The organism is Streptomyces sp. NPDC029041, from assembly GCF_040637515.1.
Classification (GTDB): domain Bacteria; phylum Actinomycetota; class Actinomycetes; order Streptomycetales; family Streptomycetaceae; genus Streptomyces.
In genome coordinates, this window is record NZ_JBEZWO010000024.1 from 45723 (window position 1) to 64786 (window position 19064).

Below are 19064 nucleotides of genomic sequence, written 5' to 3' on the forward strand. Positions count from 1 at the left end.
TAAGCAATGCTACGCAGTACCGGGTGCGAATTCTCGATTGTGCTACGAGGTTCCGCTCGCGCATCGTTGGCTGCCATGAGCACCGTGACCACCCCGGCCGGCCGCGCCGCCACCGCCCCGCCCGCACCGCCCCGCCGCCTCCTCGACTGGCGGCTGCGGTTCGCCGCCCTGTCCCTGATCTGGGGCTTCAGCTTCCTCCTCATCAAGGTGGGCACCGAGACCTACGCACCGTTCCAGGTGACGCTCGGGCGGCTGGCGTTCGGCACCGCGGTGCTGGCCGCCGCGATGGCGATACGACGCGAGCGGCTGCCGCGCGGGGCGCGCGTCTGGGGGCATCTGACGGTCGCCGCCTTCCTGCTCAACGCCCTGCCGTTCTCGCTCTTCGCGTACGCCGAGCTGACCATCCCGTCCGCCCTCGCGGGCATCTGCAACGCGACCTCGCCGCTGTGGGGCATGGCACTGTCCCTGGTCGCCCTGTCGGAGGACCGCCCGACCCGGGTGCGGGTCGCGGGCCTCGGACTGGGCTTCCTCGGGGTGCTCACGGTGCTCGGAGCCTGGCAGGGCTTCGACGGCCTGGACGCCACCGGCACGGCACTGGCCCTGCTGGGCTCCCTCAGCTACCCGATCGGCTGGATCTACGTGCGCCGGACCCTGGCCGGCACCGGCCACTCGCACCTGTCGATGACCGGCGCTCAACTGCTCCTTGCGACGGCTCAGTTGGCCGTCGTCACCCCGCTGTTCACGACCCTGCCGACCCACCTGTCCGTCATGCCGCTGCTGGCGGTCGCCGCCCTGGGCGCCCTGGGCACGGGCCTCGCGGTGCTCCTCCAGTACGGCCTGGTCGCCGAGGTCGGCCCGACGACCGCCCAGATGGTCACGTACTTCATCCCGGTCATCGCCACGGCCGCGGGCGTCGCAGTTCTCGGCGAGGCGCTCACCTGGTCGACGCCGGCCGGGGCGGTGATCGTACTGGTCGGGGCGGCACTCACCCAGATCCGGCCGAAGACCGGTGCGGGACCTCGGCAGTAGCCGACGGCTCGGCAGAAGCCCCGAACGGCGCCCGGCCACCCGGCCCGACGGCTCAGTCGTAGCTGCGCGCCGGGGCGGGCCGGAGGGCCGAGGCGATCGCGCCGGCCAGCCTCTCGATCTCGCCGTCGACGAGGGTCGAGACGGTGACCCGGATACCGGGCGGCGCACTCAGCCGGAAGCGGGCGCCGGGGGCCACGGCCCAGCCGGCGTGCAGCAGACGGGCGACAGCGCCGGTCTCGTCCGGCACCGGCACCCAGACGTTCATGCCGGTGCGCCCGCGGGCCGCGACACCTCGCCGTTCGAGCGCCGTGATCAGCGCGTCCCGGCGCCGCCCGTACGACGCCGCCACTTCGGCCGTGTCCACCGCGCCGTCGGCCCACAACCGGGCCAGGGCCCGCTGCATCAGCCGGCTCACCCAGCCCGGTCCGAGCCGGTGCCGTCCGCGGACCCGGTCGACGGTGACGGCGTCCCCGGTGAGCAGGGCGAGCCGCAGATCCGGGCCGTAGGCCTTGGCGGCCGAGCGCACGAACGCCCAGTGCCGGGTGACTCCGGCCAGCGGGTGCAGGGGCACGTCGACGATGCCGTGGCCGTGGTCGTCCTCGATCAGCAGGGTCTCCGGATACGCCCGGAGCACCGTTCTCAGCGCACGCGCACGTGCGGAGCTCACCGCCGCGCCTGTCGGGTTCTGCGCCCGGTCCGTGACGATCAGGGCCCGCGCCCCGGCCTCCAGCGCCCGGCGCACGTCCTCCACATACGGCCCCTCGTCGTCGACGCCGACGGGCACGGTCCGCAGCCCGAGCGCGGGGACCAGGTCGAGGGTGCGGCCCCAGCCGGGGTCCTCGACGGCGACGGTGTCGCCGGGCTTGAGATGGGCCGCCAGTACCCGTTCGACGCCGTCGAGGGCCCCGGAGACCACGGCCAGCGGCCCTTCCGGCACACCGTCGGCGTCGAGTCCGGCCCGTGCCATCCGGGCCAGTCCCGGTTCGAGGGGGGTGTCGCCGTACAGCACGGGCGCCCGGTCCCCCTCGGCGGCGGCCGCCGCGAACGCGCCCGCGAGCGCCGGCAGGAGTGCCGGGTCCGGATTGCCCTGCGCGAGGTCCCGCACCCCCTCGGGGACGTCCACCCGGATGTGCTCCCGCCCGGTCGTTGCCGGTGCCGGCCGCACCCGGCTGCCGCGCCGCCCCGCCGTCTCGATGACCCCGCGCTCGCGCAGGGTCCGGTACGCGGCCGCGACCGTGTTGGGATTCACTCCCAGCTGCTCCGCCAACTGCCGCATGGGAGGCAGTAGTTGGCCCGGAAGCAACTCACCGGCTCCCACCGCGCGCTCGATGCTCGCGGAAATGTCCGCTGCGCGACGCCCCTTGATCCGATACTCTCCTAGCACAAAGTAAATTATGCACTAGTGCAATGGAGAGCGCCATGCAGGGGACCGCACAGACGCCGTCGCAACCCGGCACCGCCTACACCCCGACCGACCGCACCGTCCCCACCCGCTCCGCGGACCGGGCGTCGTACGACAAGGACCTGGTGCACTCGATACTCGACGAGGCCTACGTCTGCCACCTCGGGTTCGTCCGCGACGGGGCGCCCGTCGTGCTGCCCACCCTGTACGCCCGGGTCGGCGAACGGCTGTACGTGCACGGCTCGACGGGCTCGCGTCCGCTGCGGGCGGCCGGTCAGGCCGACCCCGGCCTCCCGGTCTGCCTGACGGTCACCCACGTCGACGGTCTGGTCCTGGCCCGCTCGGCCTTCCACCACTCGATCAACTACCGCTCCGTGGTGGTGCACGGCGTCGCCCATGACGTGACGGACCCCGAGGAGAAGCTGCGGGCCCTGGACGCGCTGGTCGACCACGTCGTGCCCGGCCGCTCCGCGGACTCGCGCCCCGCCAACAAGAAGGAACTGGCCGCCACGGCCGTAATCCGTCTGGACCTGGACGAGGTCTCGGCGAAGCTGCGCACCGGCGGCGTGAACGACGAGCCGGAGGACCTCGCCCTCCCCCACTGGGCGGGCGTCGTCCCCGTCCGGCGCGCCTACGGCACCCCGCTCTCCGACCCGGACCTGGCCCCCGGTACCGAGCTGCCCGGTTACCTCACGGCGCTGTGATGCTGATCCACCCCTGGGACGCGCCCCGTGACGACACCGAATGGCAACGGTGGCTGGCCGGCCACGACTTCGGCCAGCTCGCGGTCAACGGCCCGCCGGGCGAACCGCCCCACGTCCAGCCCCTGCACTTCGCCTACGACGCCGGGCGCCGCGAGGTCGTCACCCACCTCGCCCGCCCCAACCCGCTGTGGCCCGCGCTGGAGGCCGCCCCCGACGTCCTGCTGAGCGTGGTCGACGACTACGTGTTCGTACCCGGCCCCTGGCAGGCCGCCCCGGACGTCCCGCCCGAGCACGGCACGCCGACGAGCTTCTACGCGGCCGTCCAGCTGCGCTGCCGTGCTCATGTCGTGGACGACCCGGTACAGAAGGCCGCGCTGCTCAACCGCCAGGTCGACCACTTCCAGCCGGACGGCGGCTCCGCACGGGCAGCCGTGGGTGAGGCCCCCTACGGCAGGATGCTCGCCGGCATCCGCGGCCTGCGCCTGGAAGTGACGGACGTGCGGGCGAAGTTCAAGTACGCGAACCACAGGCCGGCCGAGGTCCGGGACCGGATCGCCGCGGCTCTCGCGGCCCGCGGCGGTCCGGGCGACTCCAGGGCACGCGACCACCTCCTGCGCAGACAGGAGGCACAGGCCGCGGGCCCCCGCCTCACATCGCCATGACCGGCTCCTCCCTCCTCCGCGCGCCCCGGGCCTCCCCCACCGCCAGGCCCGCCACCGAGCCCAGCATCAGCAGAGTCCCGGCGAGCATCGCCGCCGTGAGGTGCTCGCCGAGGAGGAGGACGGCGAGCACCGCCGCGCTCACCGGTTCGAGCAGCATGATCACCGAGACGGTGGCGGACCGTACGACGGCCGCGCCCGCGAAGTAGAGGCCGTAGGCGAGCGCCGTCGGGACGGCGGCGACGTAGAGCAGCAGGAGCAGGAGCCGGCCGGACTCCTCGGTGTGCGGCAGCAGTCCCTCGGCGAGGGCGAACGGCAGCAGGCACAGGCTCGTGACGGCGAAGGCCCCGGCGGTCGTCCGGGTGGCGTCACCCGCGCCGTCGCGGCCCCACCGGCGGGTGAGCAGGGTCATCGCGCTGTACCCGGCCGCGGAGAGCAGGGCGAGCAGCACACCCGCGGGGCGCACGGTCGTGCCGCCGCTCCCGAGGACGAGAACCGCGAGTCCGGCGAGGGCGCCCAGGACGGCCACGGCGCCGCCCCGACCCAGTCGCTCGGCCTGGGTCAGCCGGGCTCCGAGCGCGATGAGGACGGGTCCCGCGCCCAGCGTGACGACGGTGGCCACCGCCAGGCCGGTGGCGGAGACGGCCGCGAAGTACGCCGTCTGGAAGACGGCGAGCCCGAGGCCGGTGACCCCGGCCCGCACCGCCCGGCGGCCGAGCGGCTGCCGCACGGGGTCCTGGGCGCGCGGCCGCAGCAGGCGCACGGTGAGCAGCAGCACGAGGCCGGCGGCGCAGCGCCAGAAGGACAGGGCGACGGGCCCCATGTCGCTGGTCCGGTAGACCAGGGAGGCGGCCGCGCCCGCGGTGCCCCAGGCGACACCTGCGACGATCAGATAGAGGAGGCCTCGCCCGACGGGCAGGCCGGAGGCGGTGTTCGGCATGTGTTCTCTCCGCAGACGCGCACGGCATGCCGCGCCCGCGTCGGGCGGCGGTTGGGTGCGCGGAAGTTCGGGAAGGGCCCCGGATCAGTCGTGATCAGCGGGGTCCGCGGACTTCGTCTGCGGGCAGCACCGTTCTGCGCGGCGGCGTAACGCCGGGCGCGGTTTCCGGAGGGCCCGCCTCAGGCGGCCGGAGGCGGAAGAACGAGTGCGTTCGAAGGCATGATCGACACCTTAGGCGCTGGTCCCGCGCCGGGACAATTCCCTTTCCGGGCCGCCGCTCGCCACCGGCTGCCCGGATCCTTTCGAGGGCGTCGAGGACTGCGCGATGAACGCGCCCACCAGCACGATCGCCCCACCGGCGATCTGCGGCGCCGAGAGGTGCTCACCGAGCAGGACCCAGGCCAGGACGGTGGCGATGACCGCCTCGAGACAGGCCACGACCCCGGCGACCTGCGGAGAGAGCCGGCGCACGGAGACCACACCGGTGACGTAGGCGACGACCGTGGCGACCAGGACGATCCACGCCAGCAGCACGCCGGCGGCGACGGGCCTGCCGTCCATGCTCGCGGTGCCCCCGAGCACCGACCAGTCCATGGTCCAGGGCCGGGCGACGACGGTCAGCACAGCGGCGCCGACGAGCAGTCCGTAGGCGATGACGCCGAGCGGGTCGGGCGCCTCGTCCCCGGCGTCGCTGCCCTGGTCGGACAGGACGAAGTAGCCGACCTGGCAGCAGGCCGCGCCGAGCGCGAGCAGCAGCCCCAGCACGTCGAATCCGAGGCCCGACCACACCTCCACGACGCAGGCGAGCCCGCCGACCGCGAGCACCACGCCGACGGCCGCGGCGCGGGTCACGGGCCGCTTCTGCACGAACCGCACCCAGCCCAGCACCAGCGCGGGCGCCAGGTACTCGATGAGCAGCGCCACCCCGACGGGGATCCGGGAGAGCGCCGCGAAGTAGCAGGCCTGGACACCGGCGACGGCCAGCAGCCCGAACCCGGCGAGCAGTCCGGGGCGCCTGCGCAGCAGCGCGCGGTGCCGCACGGCCAGGGGCAGCATGACCAGGGCCGCCCCGGCCACCCGCAGCCACACCACGTGCAGCGGGTCCAGGCCCGCCTCGATCAGCGGCTTGGCCGCGACACCGGATCCGCCGAAGGCCACGGCGGACAGGAGGGCGAGTCCGAGCCCCATGCCCCTGCCGCGCCCGCTCACGCTGCTGTCAGTGGTACGCACCGGCACATGATGACAGGACACGACAGGAGCGTCATCCCCTATGACACCTGTCTCACAGCCTGGACGGGACGACCGGCCTCGTGCCGCACCGCTCAGCCGGCGGCCTCGCCGCACTCCTCTGCGACGCCGGACCGGCCGGCCAGCCGGGTGAGTACTTCGCGCGGGTCGATGCCGGCCCGTCCCAGCACCTCGACCGCGCGCGCCTGCGGGTCGAGGACGATCGCCGCGAGCAGATCCGTGCCACGAGCCGGTTCACCGCGCTCGGCGGCACGCTCGCAGGCGTGGTCCACGCAGGCGGCGGCGAGCGGTGAGAAACCCGCTGTCGCCGTCACCACGGGGACGGCGCCGGAGTCCTCGACAGCGCTCTGCCAGCGCAGGCCGTACCCGATGCTGCGCTGGACGAGATAGCCGAGCAGGCGCGCGATCTGCGGTCCTTCGACGAAGGCGGCACGCGCCGCGGGGTCGGACTCCAGCAGCGAGTGGAGCAGATGGGCGGTGTCGATCTGCCGGTCCCCGTCCCGGACGGCCCTGCGCCGGGCGCCACCGACCACCGACGCCAGCTCGTCACTGAGCCTGGCATCGTTGTCCACGCGCTGGAGGCCGTACTCATGGGCCGACTGCGGGTTACGGGAGTGGGCCGACTGCGGGTTACGGGAGTGCACATCCCCCAGCCCACCAGTCTCCCGGGCCCGCGTCATCCACGGTGCGAAGCATTCTCGCGTCCCACGGGAAGTGGACTCCGCCCCCGCGTCTCCTCCTTGCGGAGGAGATCAGACGGATTCCGGTAGCGGGCCCGCCGGTCTGACAGTTCGTCAGTATTGAACATTGCGACCGCCGCCGCTACGGTCCGCGACACCCAGCCCGACACGAAGAGGTGGTCGCATGGCCGAAGTCAGCGCGGAGGCCCGCATCGGGGCGCCCGCCGGCACGGTGTGGGCGAAGCTCACCGACTGGTCCGCGTACGGCGAATGGAACGCGACCCATACGAGCTTCCCGTCGGGCGGCCCGGAACCCCTCGAAGTGGGCGCGACGTTCCAGGAGAACATGCGGCTGATGAACTTCCCGGCCGAGGTGGCGTGGACCGTGGAGGAACTGGAACCCGCACGGGTGCTCGCCATCCGCGGCAAGGGACCGATGGCGGTGACCGTAGCGACGCGCTACACCCTCACACCCGACGGCGACGCCACGATGGTCCGCGTCGACGGCGAGTTCACGGGCGCGACGGTGTCCCTGATGGCGGGCAGGCTCAAGGACTCGGCGACGGCCGCCCTGCACGAGTCGCTGCGCAGGCTGGACGGGCTGGTGACCTGACACCCCGTGGCCCCGGCGCGCCGGAGCGCCCCCGGACCACTTCCGGGGGCGCTCCGCATCCGACGCGGCTTCCTCTCGCCGGACGGCTCAGTCCTCGTCGGCGAGGATGAGGTACAGCTTCTTGCGGGCCTCGTTGATGACACCGAGGGCTTTCTCCCGCTGCTCCTTGCTGCCGGTCTTCCAGACCTGGCCGAAGGCCTCCATCAGACCGAAGCCGGCCTGGCGGATCTCGCCGAGAGCCTCCCAGTCGACCCCGCGGGAGGCTTCCTCCCAGGGAGCCTCGGGCCCCTCCTCGGCGGCCTCACGGCCCGCCTCGGTGAGCGAGAACAGCTTCTTGCCGCCCTCGGAGGCGCTGGTGATCAGCCCCTCGTCCTCCAGCAGCTGAAGGGTGGGGTACACCGACCCGGGGCTGGGCTTCCACGCCCCGCCACTGCGCTCGGCGATCTCCTGGATCATCTCGTAGCCGTGCATCGGCCGGTCCCTCAGCAGGGCCAGGATCGAGGCGCGTACGTCACCGCGCCGCGCCCTTCCCCTAGGCCCCCCGCGCCCTCGGCCGCCCCAGGGGCCCGGACCGAAGCCCGGCCCTCCGGGGCCGCCCCAGCCCGGGCCGCCCGGGCCACCCGGCCCGAACGGACCGAAGGCCGCACGCAGCCCTTCGAAACCGCCCCGCCCGCGGTGCGGGCCGTCGTGATGTCCATGTCCACGCTCGAATCCGTGGGTACGCATCGCAACCACTCTCCATTCCATCGTTGATCTGTCGCGATGCTTCAACGATATATCGGTGACTCTCGAACGACAAGCCCCTCTCCCCGGTTGTCTGCCGACGGAACTCGGGCCGGCGGGTGTGAATTGGCCTTGGTCTGCTGCTTCGTGGACGCCCTAGCGTCGGTGCATGCGCATCCGAATCGTCGACGCCTTCACCGATCGCCCCTTCTCCGGCAACCCGGCCGGGGTCCTGCTCCTGCCCGGCGCGGACGCCTTCCCGGACGACACCTGGCTGCAGAACGTCGCCCTGGAGGTCAACCACGCCGAGACGGCCTTCGCCCACCCGCTCCCGGAGGGCTCCGCGGCGGACTGGGCGCTGCGCTGGTTCACTCCGGCCACCGAGGTCGCGATGTGCGGCCACGCCACCCTCGCCACCGCCCACATCCTGCACACCACCGGCGCCCACACGGGGCCGGTGCGGTTCGCCACCCGCAGCGGCGTCCTCGTCGCCACGCCCGCGGCGGACGGTTCCGTCACCCTGGACTTCCCGACGGCGCCGCTCACCCGGGCCGACCCGCCCGGCGGCCTCGCCGAGGCGCTGGGCACGGAGGTGCTCACGGTCCTCGACACCGGCCCGAACGTGGGCGACCTGCTCGTCGAGGTCGCCGACGAGAAGACGGTGCGCACCCTCACCCCGGACCTCGCGGCCCTCGCCGTCCACTCCGAGCGCGGTGTGATCGCGACGGCCCTCGCCGACGACCCCGGCGCCGGGCACGACTTCGTCTCGCGCTGCTTCTTCCCGAACGTGGGCATCGACGAGGACCCGGTGACCGGCAGCGCCCACACGGCACTCGCCCCGTTCTGGTCCGAGCGCCTGGGCCGCTCCCGCCTCACCGGCCTCCAGGCCTCACCCCGCTCCGGCCGGGTCCGTACCGAGCTGCGCGGCGACCGCACCCTGCTGACGGGCACGGCGGTCACCGTCATCGAGGGTGAGCTGCTGGCCTGAGACGGGCGAGGGGGCGTACGACGGTGTCGTACGCCCCCTCGCCCGCTGATTCACGCCGTCGGCAGCCAGCCCACCTTGCCCGCCAGCAGCGCGTACCCGACGAACGCCCCGATGTCGAGCAGCGAGTGGGCCACCACCAGCGGGCCGACACGCCCCCAGCGGCGGTAGAGGTATACGAAGACGACGCCCATCACCATGTTCCCGACGAAGCCGCCGATGCCCTGGTAGAGGTGGTACGACCCCCGCAGAACGGCGCTGCCGGCCAGCGCGGCCGTCGGCGTCCAGCCCAGCTGGCCCATGCGGCGCAGCAGGTAACCGACGACGATCACTTCCTCCAGCACGGCGTTCTGGATCGCCGAGAGGATCAGCACCGGGTACTTCCACCACACCGCCGGCAGCGCCTCGGGGACCACGGTGAGGTTGAAGCCGAGGCCGCGGGCCGCCAGGTAGAACGCGATGCCGGTGCTGCCGATGACCGCGGCGATCGCCGCGCCCCGGCCGAGGTCGGGCCAGGGGCGGGTGCGGTCGAAGCCGATCGTGCGCAGGCTCGCCCCCTCGCGGAGCAGGAAGTGCGCGACGAGAGCGACGGGCACGAGCGCCGTGGTGATCCCGAAGAGCTGCCAGGCGAGGTCGAGCCAGGGCCGGCCGGGCGCGGCCGAGGCATTCATCGTGGCGGCCTGGTCCTTGAGGCCGCCCGGCTTGGTGACCGACCCGATGAAGCTGATCAGCGCCGACAGTCCACTGGCGCCCAGCGACAGCGCGAGGACCAGCAGCGTCTCGTTGCGGAGCATCCGCCGTGAGAGCCCCTGCTGGGGAATGGAATCGCCCACCGGGCTCTCCTCCGCCTGCACACCCGCCTCCACTTCACCGACCTGTCGGATCAGTATGGCGGCAGCGGGATGTCACCCCGGAGGCGGCGTCGGCGTACCGGCTCGCGGCCTCAGCCCGGAGACACCGGCCCGTGCCCTCAGCCCGGAGACACCGGCCCGTGCCCTCAGCCCGGAGACACCGGCCCGTGCCCTCAGCCCGGAGACACCGGCTCGCGCCCTCAGCCGAGCGACACCGGCTCCGGCAGTCCCACCGGCCAGCTGTGCACCGGCTCGCCCTTGTGCATCAGCTCGCGGTAGCGACGGGTCGTGGCGGCCAGCGCGTCCTCCCGGGGCAGGCCCGCGTCCAGTGCCTTGTGGAAGGTGGCGGCCTGCCAGCTCGCCCCGTTCACCCGGCGCCGGCACCGCTCCTCGATCACGCCCAGGTACAGATCGCGGTCGGCCGGCTCGACACCCCAGGCGTCCAGCCCTGCCTCTGCGAGCGGCAGCAGTTCGTCGCGGATCAGGCTCACCGCGTCGACCTGGGCGGTGCCGCTGTAGCGGCCACGCCGGGGCCAGGTGAAGCGGGCGTCGATGCCGTCCTTGCACGCCGCGTCGAAGTTGGCGGCGGCCGCCTCGAAGGGCATCCGGGACCACACCGGCCGGGACTCCTCGGCCAGCGCCCGGACGACGCCGTAGAAGAAGGCCGCGTTGGCGACGACGTCGATGACGGTGGGGCCGGCCGGCAGAACGCGGTTCTCCACGCGCAGATGCGGGACGCCGTCGGCGATGCCGTAGACCGGGCGGTTCCAGCGGTAGATCGTGCCGTTGTGCAGGACCAGTTCGGCGAGCGAGGGCGTGCCGCCCTTGTCCAGCACCTCGAGCGGGTCCTCGTCGTCGCAGATCGGCAGGAGGGCCGGGTAGTAGCGCAGGTTCTCCTCGAAGAGGTCGTACGCCGAGGTGATCCAGCGCTCCCCGAACCAGGTGCGCGGCCGGACGCCCTGGGCCTGGAGCTCGGGCGGGCGGGTGTCGGTGGACTGCTGGAACAGCGGGGGCCGCGACTCGCGCCACAGTTCGCGCCCGAAGAGGAAGGGCGAATTGGCGCCGACGGCGATCTGCGCGGCGGCGACCGCCTGGGCCGCGTTCCACACGTCGGCGAAGCGGCCCGGGGTGACCTGCAGATGCAGCTGCACGGAGGTGCAGGCGGCTTCCGGGGCGATGGACTTCGAGGTGCAGCTCAGGTGCTCCACGCCGTCGATGTCGAGGGTGAACTCCTCGCCGCGGGCGGCCACGATCTGGTCGTTGAGGAGGGTGTACCGGTCGACGTCGGAGAGGTTCGACGACACCAGGTCGTCACGGTCCAGAGTCGGCAGAATACCGATCATCACGATACCCGCGTCGACCTCGCCGGCTTTCCGGTCGGCATATGCCAGCGACGTACGGAGTTCCTCCGCCAGGCGGTCGAATACCCGGCCCCCAAGGCGGTGTGGAGGAATGTTCACTTCCAGATTGAACATGGCGAGTTCTGTTTGGAAATCGCGACTCGCGATGCGTTCGAGGACTTGCCCATTCAACATTTTCGGCATGCCGTCGGCGCCCGCGAGATTCAATTCGATCTCGAGCCCCATGAGGTTCTTGGGGTGATCGAACCGCTTCTCCGCCAGGAGTCGCTCCAAGCCCGTCAGGCACTGACGCAGCTTGTCGCGGTAGCGCTGGCGATCGGACAGGTCGAACCGCCCTGCCACCACCTTCTCCCCCATCGAAGCGTCCCTCCTTGATGATGCGGTCCGGGGACCGGCCGTCGGGGCCCCGGTCAGGTGGAGGATGCCCAGCGAAAGCGATCGATAACGTCCCGGGCGACCCCGGCGACCGCTACGCTGGGCAGGTGTGACCGGTGGCACATTCACTCGGCATGACACACAGGACAGGTTTCGGGCCTCGGAAACTCGTGAAAAACGCCGACGAGAACGGGCCGACCGGTTCGCGGACATTCACGGAGGTCACCGTTGCGCACCCCCGCACGGAATCGGGATTTTTCTCGCATATCGCCGACCGAATGTACCCTTGTTCTACTCACCGGAAACGGCTAGGCGAAACACAGTCCGAACCCGTGTCGTATAAACTCCGCGAAGAAGGCAGAAGGCCGGCGCCCACGGTCGATGGGTCCTGCCGTCGTGGCGACGCGGACCCCACCCCCTCTCGTTCTCCTGACCCCGGCCCCTGCCGCTCTGACCCTGTGTGAGCAGACAGCGCCGTCCGCCCCCGCCCTCGTGCCACCGTGCCTTTGAATGAGAGGCGACCCACCATGCCGCTGCATGTCCCTCCGGCTCCCGCGCCCGCACTCCGCTCCGTCGTCACCGCCCTCTCCTCCCCGACCGTGGTCCGCGAGGCCCGAACTCCCTCCCTGCTCGGCACCCAGGGACCCGCCACACCCGAACTGCCCCTGCCCGTGCACGTCCTCGACCACGTCACGGCCGAGGGCGTCTCCGCGACCAGGCTGGCCGGGTGGCGCTTCCTGATCCGCTGCGGCGACCACGCCGTGGCCGCGGCGGAGACCATGCTGACCGCCGACGGCTGGGCCTTCTCCCACTTCTTCGAGGGCCCGTACATCACGTCCACCGAGCGCGCCCTGCGTCAGGCCGAGACCATGCAGCAGCCGTACCAGCCCCGTCTGCTGTCGGTGCCCGGTCTGTACATGCTGACGCTCTGGCTGCACGAGGACTGCTCCGCGGACGGTGCCGCCGGCCACCCCGCCGCCACCGACCTGCTCGTCCCGCTGGCGCCTGCGCCGCCCGGCATCGCGGCCCACCGCCCGCACCGCGTCTCCGAACTCCTCCCCGTGCTGACCCATCGAGTGGCTCCCACCAGACTTCTCGGATCACCCGCCTGAGGCACCGCACGGCTCCTCCGCACCCCGTCGCCGGATTCCGGCGGCGGGGTCGCCCTTTTGCCGCCGACCGGCCATCGGCCGCTCGCACGATCGCTTAGTCGCTCACACGATCGCTCGCACGAGCGAGGAATAGCTCGTGCGGGCCGGAACAGTCGTCGCCCCGGACTGACTAGCCCTATCCGGCCACTGCGAACCACCCGAAGGGACAGCCCAGTTGGGATGAACCGTCCGCGCGGGTGACGCGTCCTGAACCTGTGAGAAGCGGTGCCGCGAAATCCCTGCGGATCGACGCCCGTGGGGCAACACTGGGTTCCGACGACTTATCGCAACGGGGGGCGGCCATGAACGACATTTCTAGCCGCGGAACAGACACGACAGCCCACTCGGACACCTCAACACCATCGTCCGTCTCGACACAGCGAAAGATCCCGCCCATGTGCCAGCACCAGACCCAGTGCCCCTCAGCAGAATCCGCCGACCGGGAATCCGCCCGCCTCGTGGCGCACCACCCGGAGCAGGGATGGAGCCTGCTGTGCAACGGCGTGGTGCTCTTCGAGGACACCGGCGAACTCCTGCCGGACGGCAGGGCCATCGCCCCGCATCGTCCGCTGGCCGGCCAGGTGATGAGGGCCGCCTGAGGCCGTCCGCGGGGTGGTGCCCCGTCGCACGACATGAGGGGCCGGTGCGCAGGACGTCGTGCGCACCGGCCCCGACGCATGTCCACGGTCACTGATCGTCACCTCCCGCGACGTGGCGTTCCCGGCCCGCCCGCCTTCCCACGGATGCGTCCTTTCCAAAGGCTCCTGGAAGTTTCACGGTCACCCGTCGACGGCGGTGGGCTGGTGGGATCAGGTGGGGCCGGCACCGGAGGCAGGGTCACGATCACGGAGATCGCCCGGCAGGCCGGCGTGTCCGTACCGACCGTGTCCCGGGTCGTCAACGGCCGGTCCGACGTGTCGCCGCGGACGGGCCCGTGTCGAGGACCTGCTGGTCCGGCACGGTTACCGCAAGCGTCCCGCGGCCCCGGGCACCCGCGCCACCCCGCTCGGCCTGGTGGGCGACGACCTGGACCGCCCCTGGGCCGTGGAGATCATCCGCAGGGTCGAGGAGGTCGCCCACGCGGCCGGGGTGGGCGCGGTGGTGTCGGCCGTCCACGGACGTTCCGGCGACGCCCGCGCGTGGATGCGCAACCTGAGGGCCCGCGCCTCCGACGGGGTCGTCCTCGTGACGTCCGCCCTGGAGCCGACGCTCCACGAGGAGCTGCGGATCCTCGGCGTGCCCCTGGTGGTCGTCGACCCGGCGGGCTCCCCGGCCCTCGGCGCTCCCACCATCGGCGCGGCGAACCGGGCGGGTGGCCTCGCGGCCACCGAGCACCTGTTGTCCCTCGGCCACCGCCGGATCGGCCTGATCGCCGGGCCGCCCCGCCTGCTGTGCTCCCGGGCCCGACTGGACGGCTACCGCGCGGCCCGGAAGGCGCCGGCCTCCCGGTGGACGCCCCCCTCGTCGTCCCCGGCGACTTCCGCCCCGAGTCCGGTGTCAGCGCCTGCGACACCCTGCTCGATCTGGCCGAGCCGCCGACCGCGCTGTTCACGGCCGGCGACCAGATGGCACTCGGCGCGATCGAGGCACTGCGCCGGCGCGGTCTGCGGGTGCCGCGGGACATGAGCGTGGTCGGCTTCGACGACCTTCCGGAGGTCCGCTGGTCGGCACCGCCCCTGGCGACGGTCCGCCAGCCCCTGCCGACATGGGCGGACTGGCCGTGCGTACGGTGCTCCGCCTGGCCCGTGACGAGCAGCCGGACTCACCTCGGGTGGAGCTGGGCACAGAACTGGTGGTGCGGGCGAGCACGGCGCCGTTGGGCTGACCTCGGCTCCGGGAACGGCGCCCCACCACCCCCTGTCCGGTGGGGCGCCGCCCGCCCCGCGCTACCGCTTCCCGAGCGCCTCACGCAGCGCGAAGTACGCGGGCTTGCGCCGCAGTTCCTCGTCCCACGGCAGGGCCGCGCCCTCGCTGGGGAAGAACGCCGGGATCCACGAGTACTTGTCGGTGTAGTCCCACAGGGTGATGCCCACACAGCGACGGACCGCCAGGCACGCCTCGGTCAGGTCGGCGTACCACTCGGCCTGCTGCGCCAGCTTCTCCGCGGTCGCGGGCAGTTGCATCCGTATGTCGACCTCGGTGAGCGCGGTGTCGAGGCCGAGCCGGGAGAAGCGGCGGAGGTTGTCCTCCAGCGTGGTCGGATAGCCGTACTGCAGGGCCAGGTGGGCCTGCAGGCCGATGCCGTGCAGCGGGACGCCCGCCGCTTTGAGCTCCTTGGCCAGCCGGTAGTAGGCGTCGCTCTTCGGGCCGATGCCCTCGATGTTGTAGTCGTTGAGGTACAGCTTCACGCGCGGGTCCGCCTGGTGTGCCCAGCGCAGCGCGTCGGCGATGTAGCCGGGCCCGAGCGTCTTGTAGAAGACCGACTCCCGGTACGTACCGTCCTCGTTGAACGCCTCGTTGACGACGTCCCAGGCGAACACCTTGCCCCGGTAGTGCCGTACCTCCGTCTGGATGTGCTTCTTGAGAACGGCCCGCAGCTCGGGTGCCGTCCACTCCCTGTCCGTGAGCCATCCGGGCAGCTGGCTGTGCCAGACCAGGGTGTGGCCGCGCACCTTCTGGTGGTGGGCGCGGGCGAGGTTCACGATCTCATCGCCCGCCGAGAAGTCGAACACGCCCTGCTGGGGCTCGGTCGCGTACCACTTCATGCCGTTGCCGGGTGTGATCTGGTCGAACTCGCTGCCGAGCAGGGCCGTGTAGGGCCCGTCCACGAGCTCGGGGTTGTCGGTGGCGCTGCCGAAGTAGCGGCCGTGCCGCTGCGCGAGGTCGGCGAGAGTGGGCTGCTGGTGGCCCGCCTGGGCGGGCGTGCCGGCACCGATGCCGGCGGCGACCAGGAGCGCGGCTACGGCGCCGACGAGTCTGAGACGGGTGGTGCGCATGGTGCGACTCCTCACGACGGGTGGGTGGGTAGAGCCGTACGTTCGCGGCGCGTGTCAGCCCTTGGTGGCGCCGGCGGTGAGGCCGCCCACGAGCTGGCGCTCGGCGACCGAGTAGAAGGCGAGGGCGGGGGCCATGGCCAGCACCAGATAGGCGAAGACCTTGGCGTACTCCGCGGAGTACTGCCCTTGGAACTGCTGGACACCGATCGGCAGCGTCCACCACTGTGCATCGGTGAACACCAGCAGCGGCAGGAAGAAGTTGTTCCAGCTGGTGACGACGGCCAGCACGGAGACCGTGCCGAGCGCGGGCCGGGCCATGGGCAGCAGCACCCGCCAGAAGAAGCCGAACGAGCTGCATCCGTCGAGGGTGGCCGCCTCCTCCAGCTCGCCGGGGATCTGCCGGAAGAAGCCCCGCAGGATGATGATCGTCATCGGCAGCCCGAAGGCGGCCTGCGGGAGGATGACGCCGAGCGGGTTGTCCAGCAGGTCCAGCGAGCGCAGCAGCAGGAACAGCGGCAGGGCCGCCACGGCGAACGGGAACATCAGCCCCATGGTGAAGAGCGTGAACAGCACCTCCCGGCCCCGGAAGGCGAATCGCGCGAAGGAGAAGGCCGACAGGGCGGAGACCGCGACGACCAGGACGGTCGTGCCGATCGCGATCAGCGTGCTGTTGCCGATCAGCCGCCAGAAGTCCCCCGAGCCGAGGATCTGGGTGTAGTTGGAGGTGACCCACGACTCGGGCAGTCCGACCGGGTTGCGGGAGAGTTCGTCGGTGGTCTTGAAGCCGGAGAGGGCGGCGTAGAGCAGGGGGACGGCCATGACCGCCCCGACGACGGTCAGGACGAGGTGCAGGCTCCAGGTCTTCCCGTGCGCACGGGTCTTCTGGCTGGCTGTCATTTTCCGTCACCCCGCATGGTCGTGGTGGCCCCTTCCAGGTCGCGCCGGAGGACGAACCGCTGGTAGGCGAGGGCGAAGACGAGACTGATGCCGAACATGACCACGCTGATCGCGCTGGCGTAGCCGACCTGGTAGCGCTTGAAGCCGTACTGGAACATGGTCACGGCCATGGTCTCGGAGTGGTGGTCGGGGCCGCCCGCGGTGGTCACCCACACCAGGTCGAACAGCTGGATCGACCCGATGACCGCGAGGAACACGCTGATGCGCAGGGTGGGCGCGAGCAGCGGCAGCGTGACGTTGCGGAACCGCTGCCAGGCGCTCGCCCCGTCGATGAGAGCCGCCTCGGTCAGCTCCCTGGGGACCGCCTGGAGCCCGGCCAGGTACAGCATCATGTGGAAGCCGAAGTACTTCCAGGTCATGACCAGGAAGACGGTCGCCATGACGGTGGACGGATCCGCGAACCACTCCCCGCCCAGCCCGTCGAGGCCGATCTTGCCGAGAACCTGGTCGGCGAAGCCGTCGTCCGGCGCGAAGATCATGCCGAAGAGGATGCCGGTGATGGCCTCCGACAGGACGTACGGGGCGAAGAACAGCATCCGGTAGACCGCCCGGCCTCGCATCCGCTGGTTGAGCAGGACGGCCATGGCGAGCGCGAACGGCAGCTGGAAGGCGAGCGACAGCACCACCAGGAGCAGGCAGCGCCACAGGTCGCCGAGGAAGACGCCGTCCTGGAAGAGGCGGGTGAAGTTCTCGCCGCCGATGTAGTCGGAGGGCATGCCGAAGCCGCCCCAGCGGAAGAACGCGGCATACAGGGCGAACAGCATGGGCAGCAGCACGAGCCCCATGAACAGCACCAGGGCCGGGAGCTGGAAGCCGGCCGCGGTGAGCCAGTGCAGCGCGCGTCGCCGGGTCCGCCCGGTGGGCCGGGCCGCGGCCGGCGGCGCGGAACCGGCGCCGGGTCCGGTCCGTTTGTCCGGCAGGAACGTGGAGGTCATCGCCGGTTACTGCTCTTCCTTCGCGGTCTTCGTGATCGACTGCGCGACCTGCCCGGGCGACTTGGAGCCCGCGATGAGCGCGGCCACACTGTCGTTGACCTCCTGGCCGACGGCGGGCGCGTACGCCTGGTCGAGGTAGAGCTGGAAGCCGGTGGCGGCCTTCAACTGCGCCTGGACAGCCTTGATGTTGGGGTCGGCGATGGCGCTCTCGGCCGCCGGGACCACGGGCAGGACACCGGTCTTCTTGACCAGTTCCAGGTCGGTGGCCTCGGACGCGAAGAACTTGAGGAAGTCGACGGCCTCCTGCGGGGCACCCCTGCGCAGCGCGTGCCCGCCGCCTCCGCCGAACACCTCGGTCAGGGCGCCCTTGCCGCCCTCGACCGCGGGGAAAGGGAAGAAGCCGAGGTCCTTGCCGAGGCCCTTGCCCGCGTCGGCCTGCACCGTGGGCGCCCACTGGCCCATGAGTTCCATGGCCGCCTTGCCGTTGCCGACGGCGGCGGCCTGGCCGGTGGGCGACGAGTAGGCGGCGCCGAGGAAGCCCTTCTGGAACGGCTGGAGGGCGACGAGTTCCTTCAGGTGCTCGCCGGCCTGGAGGAAGGGAGTGCCGGTGAAGTCCTTGTCGTCGTAGGCCTTCTGCAGCGCTTCGGCTCCGGCGGTGCGCATGGCGAGGTAGGCCCAGTAGTACATGCCGGGCCACTTCTCCTTGCCGGCCAGGGCCAGCGGCGTGATCTGTGCGGCCTTCAGCTTGCGTACGGCGTCGAGGAAGCCGTCCCAGGTGGTCGGCGGCTCGGCGATGCCGGCCTTCCGGAAGAGCGCCTTGTTGTACCAGAAGCCGATCATGCCGATGTCGAACGGGATGCCGTAGGCCTGGTCGTCGATCAGGTAAGGCTCCCGGGCCACCGGCAGGAGGGCGTCGCCCCACGGCTTGGTCCGGTCGGTGAGGTTCTCCACGAGCCCCGCGTCGACCTGCTGCTTCAGTACGCCGCCGCCCCAGGTGTGGAAGATGTCGGGCAGCTTCCCGGAGGCGGTCAGGGCCGTCATCTTCGACTTGTAGGCGTCGTTCTCCAGCTGGACGATCTTTATCTTGACCTTGGGGTTCTGTGCCTCGAACTTCCGCGCGAGGGCGGCCCAGACGGTCTTGGACGGCTCGGTGGTGGAGATGTTCCACCATTCGATCGTGGTCGTCCCGGACGACCCCCCGTCCGAGTCCCCGCCGCATGCGGTCAGTGCCGTCATCCCCAGGCCGGCCGCGGTGGAGGCCGCCAGGAAGCCGCGGCGGGACAGTGCGGGGTCGCCCATCATGCGCTCCTCGAGAGTGTCGAAAGTTTCGGATCAAAACCAGAAAGCTTCGCTGCTGCCGCACCCTAGAGACAGCGGATAAACGGTGGCAACCCCTTGTACGGGGTGAATCTCTCGGCAACACCGGGACTTGACGCGGATGCGAAACATTCGACTCCAAAGACGAACGTTACGATGTGGACCCCGGCCTGATCACTCAGGGTGTCCGCCCGGGCA

At 71.6% G+C, this 19064-nt stretch carries 18 protein-coding genes and 1 pseudogene; 8 read left to right on the forward strand and 11 right to left on the reverse strand.

The annotated features are described in order from the left end of the window. Positions 1–75 precede the first annotated feature (75 nt). Entirely contained in the window at positions 76–1029 is a 954-nt protein-coding gene (locus AB0F04_RS36770) for a DMT family transporter (RefSeq protein WP_362050457.1), read from the forward strand. 52 nt (positions 1030–1081) lie between these two features. Here the strand turns inward: AB0F04_RS36770 and AB0F04_RS36775 are convergent, their stop codons facing one another. Next, entirely contained in the window at positions 1082–2413 is a 1332-nt protein-coding gene (locus AB0F04_RS36775) for an aminotransferase class I/II-fold pyridoxal phosphate-dependent enzyme (RefSeq protein ID WP_362050460.1), read from the reverse strand. A gap of 35 nt (positions 2414–2448) precedes the next feature. Between AB0F04_RS36775 and AB0F04_RS36780 the strand changes: the two genes are divergently transcribed. Beyond that, positions 2449–3135, forward strand: coding sequence for a pyridoxamine 5'-phosphate oxidase family protein (locus AB0F04_RS36780; protein ID WP_362050463.1), 687 nt, complete (start codon positions 2449–2451; stop codon positions 3133–3135). Further along, positions 3135–3797 carry an FMN-binding negative transcriptional regulator gene (locus AB0F04_RS36785; protein ID WP_362050466.1) on the forward strand — a complete coding sequence of 221 codons (663 nt, stop codon included), beginning with the start codon at positions 3135–3137 and terminating at the stop codon, positions 3795–3797. The genes AB0F04_RS36780 and AB0F04_RS36785 overlap by 1 nt, the downstream gene beginning before the upstream one ends. Here AB0F04_RS36785 and AB0F04_RS36790 read toward each other — a convergent pair. The 3 genes from AB0F04_RS36790 to AB0F04_RS36800 all read right to left on the reverse strand — a co-directional run bounded on the left by AB0F04_RS36790 (position 3784) and on the right by AB0F04_RS36800 (position 6554). Continuing rightward, positions 3784–4734, reverse strand: a complete 951-nt coding sequence (locus AB0F04_RS36790; RefSeq protein WP_362050469.1) for an EamA family transporter — start codon at positions 4732–4734, stop codon at positions 3784–3786. The genes AB0F04_RS36785 and AB0F04_RS36790 overlap by 14 nt on opposite strands. A 231-nt stretch (positions 4735–4965) precedes the next feature. Continuing rightward, positions 4966–5970 carry an EamA family transporter gene (locus tag AB0F04_RS36795; RefSeq protein ID WP_362050531.1) on the reverse strand — a complete coding sequence of 335 codons (1005 nt, stop codon included), beginning with the start codon at positions 5968–5970 and terminating at the stop codon, positions 4966–4968. Between the two features lie 86 nt (positions 5971–6056). After that, positions 6057–6554, reverse strand: coding sequence for a Clp protease N-terminal domain-containing protein (locus AB0F04_RS36800; protein WP_362050534.1), 498 nt, complete (start codon positions 6552–6554; stop codon positions 6057–6059). Between the two features lie 292 nt (positions 6555–6846). Here AB0F04_RS36800 and AB0F04_RS36805 point away from each other — a divergent pair, with 292 nt between their 5' ends. Continuing rightward, positions 6847–7275: an SRPBCC family protein gene (locus AB0F04_RS36805; protein WP_362050471.1), complete on the forward strand. Its 429-nt coding sequence runs from the start codon at positions 6847–6849 to the stop codon at positions 7273–7275. Between the two features lie 87 nt (positions 7276–7362). On the opposite strand, the gene AB0F04_RS36810 is transcribed toward AB0F04_RS36805, so the two are convergent. Continuing rightward, positions 7363–8001 carry a PadR family transcriptional regulator gene (locus AB0F04_RS36810; RefSeq protein WP_362050474.1) on the reverse strand — a complete coding sequence of 213 codons (639 nt, stop codon included), beginning with the start codon at positions 7999–8001 and terminating at the stop codon, positions 7363–7365. A 166-nt stretch (positions 8002–8167) separates the two neighbouring features. Between AB0F04_RS36810 and AB0F04_RS36815 the strand changes: the two genes are divergently transcribed. Beyond that, a complete protein-coding gene (locus AB0F04_RS36815; protein WP_362050477.1) occupies positions 8168–8986 on the forward strand; it encodes a PhzF family phenazine biosynthesis protein in 819 nt (272 codons plus the stop codon). Positions 8987–9036: 50 nt separating this feature from the next. Here AB0F04_RS36815 and AB0F04_RS36820 read toward each other — a convergent pair whose 3' ends face one another. Together AB0F04_RS36820 and AB0F04_RS36825 are read right to left on the reverse strand one after the other, a co-directional pair. Continuing rightward, positions 9037–9777: a type II CAAX endopeptidase family protein gene (locus AB0F04_RS36820; protein ID WP_362050537.1), complete on the reverse strand. Its 741-nt coding sequence runs from the start codon at positions 9775–9777 to the stop codon at positions 9037–9039. 257 nt (positions 9778–10034) lie between these two features. Next, complete coding sequence (locus AB0F04_RS36825) at positions 10035–11552, reverse strand: glutamate-cysteine ligase family protein (protein WP_362050480.1); 1518 nt, start codon at positions 11550–11552, stop codon at positions 10035–10037. A gap of 545 nt (positions 11553–12097) precedes the next feature. On the opposite strand from AB0F04_RS36825, the gene AB0F04_RS36830 reads away from it, so the two are divergent. From AB0F04_RS36830 to AB0F04_RS36840, 3 genes and pseudogenes are all read left to right on the forward strand, one after another. Beyond that, the gene (locus tag AB0F04_RS36830; RefSeq protein WP_362050482.1) at positions 12098–12682 is read left to right on the forward strand and encodes a hypothetical protein; all 585 of its coding nucleotides are present in this window, start codon (positions 12098–12100) and stop codon (positions 12680–12682) included. A gap of 434 nt (positions 12683–13116) precedes the next feature. Beyond that, a complete protein-coding gene (locus AB0F04_RS36835; RefSeq protein WP_362050485.1) occupies positions 13117–13320 on the forward strand; it encodes a DUF5999 family protein in 204 nt (67 codons plus the stop codon). A gap of 204 nt (positions 13321–13524) precedes the next feature. Further along, positions 13525–14546 (forward strand): annotated as a pseudogene (locus AB0F04_RS36840) (LacI family DNA-binding transcriptional regulator). A gap of 61 nt (positions 14547–14607) precedes the next feature. Here AB0F04_RS36840 and AB0F04_RS36845 read toward each other — a convergent pair. The 4 genes from AB0F04_RS36845 to AB0F04_RS36860 are packed head-to-tail and all read right to left on the reverse strand — an operon-like array spanning position 14608 to position 18848. Next, on the reverse strand, positions 14608–15657 hold the full coding sequence (locus AB0F04_RS36845; protein WP_362050488.1) for an endo-1,4-beta-xylanase: 1050 nt from the start codon (positions 15655–15657) through the stop codon (positions 14608–14610). A 54-nt stretch (positions 15658–15711) separates the two neighbouring features. After that, positions 15712–16554 (reverse strand): carbohydrate ABC transporter permease, encoded by an 843-nt coding sequence (locus AB0F04_RS36850; protein ID WP_362050491.1) that lies wholly within the window; start codon positions 16552–16554, stop codon positions 15712–15714. After that, the gene (locus AB0F04_RS36855) at positions 16551–17549 is read right to left on the reverse strand and encodes a sugar ABC transporter permease (protein WP_362050494.1); all 999 of its coding nucleotides are present in this window, start codon (positions 17547–17549) and stop codon (positions 16551–16553) included. The genes AB0F04_RS36850 and AB0F04_RS36855 overlap by 4 nt, the downstream gene beginning before the upstream one ends. Before the next feature lie 6 nt (positions 17550–17555). Then, positions 17556–18848, reverse strand: a complete 1293-nt coding sequence (locus tag AB0F04_RS36860) for an extracellular solute-binding protein (RefSeq protein ID WP_362050497.1) — start codon at positions 18846–18848, stop codon at positions 17556–17558. Positions 18849–19064 lie beyond the last annotated feature (216 nt).

Coding starts and splice junctions, on each gene's coding strand:
- AB0F04_RS36835 (WP_362050485.1), top strand. CDS start 13,117: ATGTGCCAGCACCAGACCCAGTGCCCCTCAGCAGAATCCGCCGACCGG.
- AB0F04_RS36805 (WP_362050471.1), top strand. CDS start 6,847: ATGGCCGAAGTCAGCGCGGAGGCCCGCATCGGGGCGCCCGCCGGCACG.
- AB0F04_RS36825 (WP_362050480.1), bottom strand. CDS start 11,552: ATGGGGGAGAAGGTGGTGGCAGGGCGGTTCGACCTGTCCGATCGCCAG.
- AB0F04_RS36820 (WP_362050537.1), bottom strand. CDS start 9,777: ATGCTCCGCAACGAGACGCTGCTGGTCCTCGCGCTGTCGCTGGGCGCC.
- AB0F04_RS36845 (WP_362050488.1), bottom strand. CDS start 15,657: ATGCGCACCACCCGTCTCAGACTCGTCGGCGCCGTAGCCGCGCTCCTG.
- AB0F04_RS36855 (WP_362050494.1), bottom strand. CDS start 17,549: ATGACCTCCACGTTCCTGCCGGACAAACGGACCGGACCCGGCGCCGGT.
- AB0F04_RS36780 (WP_362050463.1), top strand. CDS start 2,449: ATGCAGGGGACCGCACAGACGCCGTCGCAACCCGGCACCGCCTACACC.
- AB0F04_RS36810 (WP_362050474.1), bottom strand. CDS start 8,001: ATGCGTACCCACGGATTCGAGCGTGGACATGGACATCACGACGGCCCG.
- AB0F04_RS36815 (WP_362050477.1), top strand. CDS start 8,168: ATGCGCATCCGAATCGTCGACGCCTTCACCGATCGCCCCTTCTCCGGC.
- AB0F04_RS36860 (WP_362050497.1), bottom strand. CDS start 18,848: ATGGGCGACCCCGCACTGTCCCGCCGCGGCTTCCTGGCGGCCTCCACC.
- AB0F04_RS36830 (WP_362050482.1), top strand. CDS start 12,098: ATGCCGCTGCATGTCCCTCCGGCTCCCGCGCCCGCACTCCGCTCCGTC.
- AB0F04_RS36790 (WP_362050469.1), bottom strand. CDS start 4,734: ATGCCGAACACCGCCTCCGGCCTGCCCGTCGGGCGAGGCCTCCTCTAT.
- AB0F04_RS36850 (WP_362050491.1), bottom strand. CDS start 16,554: ATGACAGCCAGCCAGAAGACCCGTGCGCACGGGAAGACCTGGAGCCTG.
- AB0F04_RS36785 (WP_362050466.1), top strand. CDS start 3,135: ATGCTGATCCACCCCTGGGACGCGCCCCGTGACGACACCGAATGGCAA.
- AB0F04_RS36770 (WP_362050457.1), top strand. CDS start 76: ATGAGCACCGTGACCACCCCGGCCGGCCGCGCCGCCACCGCCCCGCCC.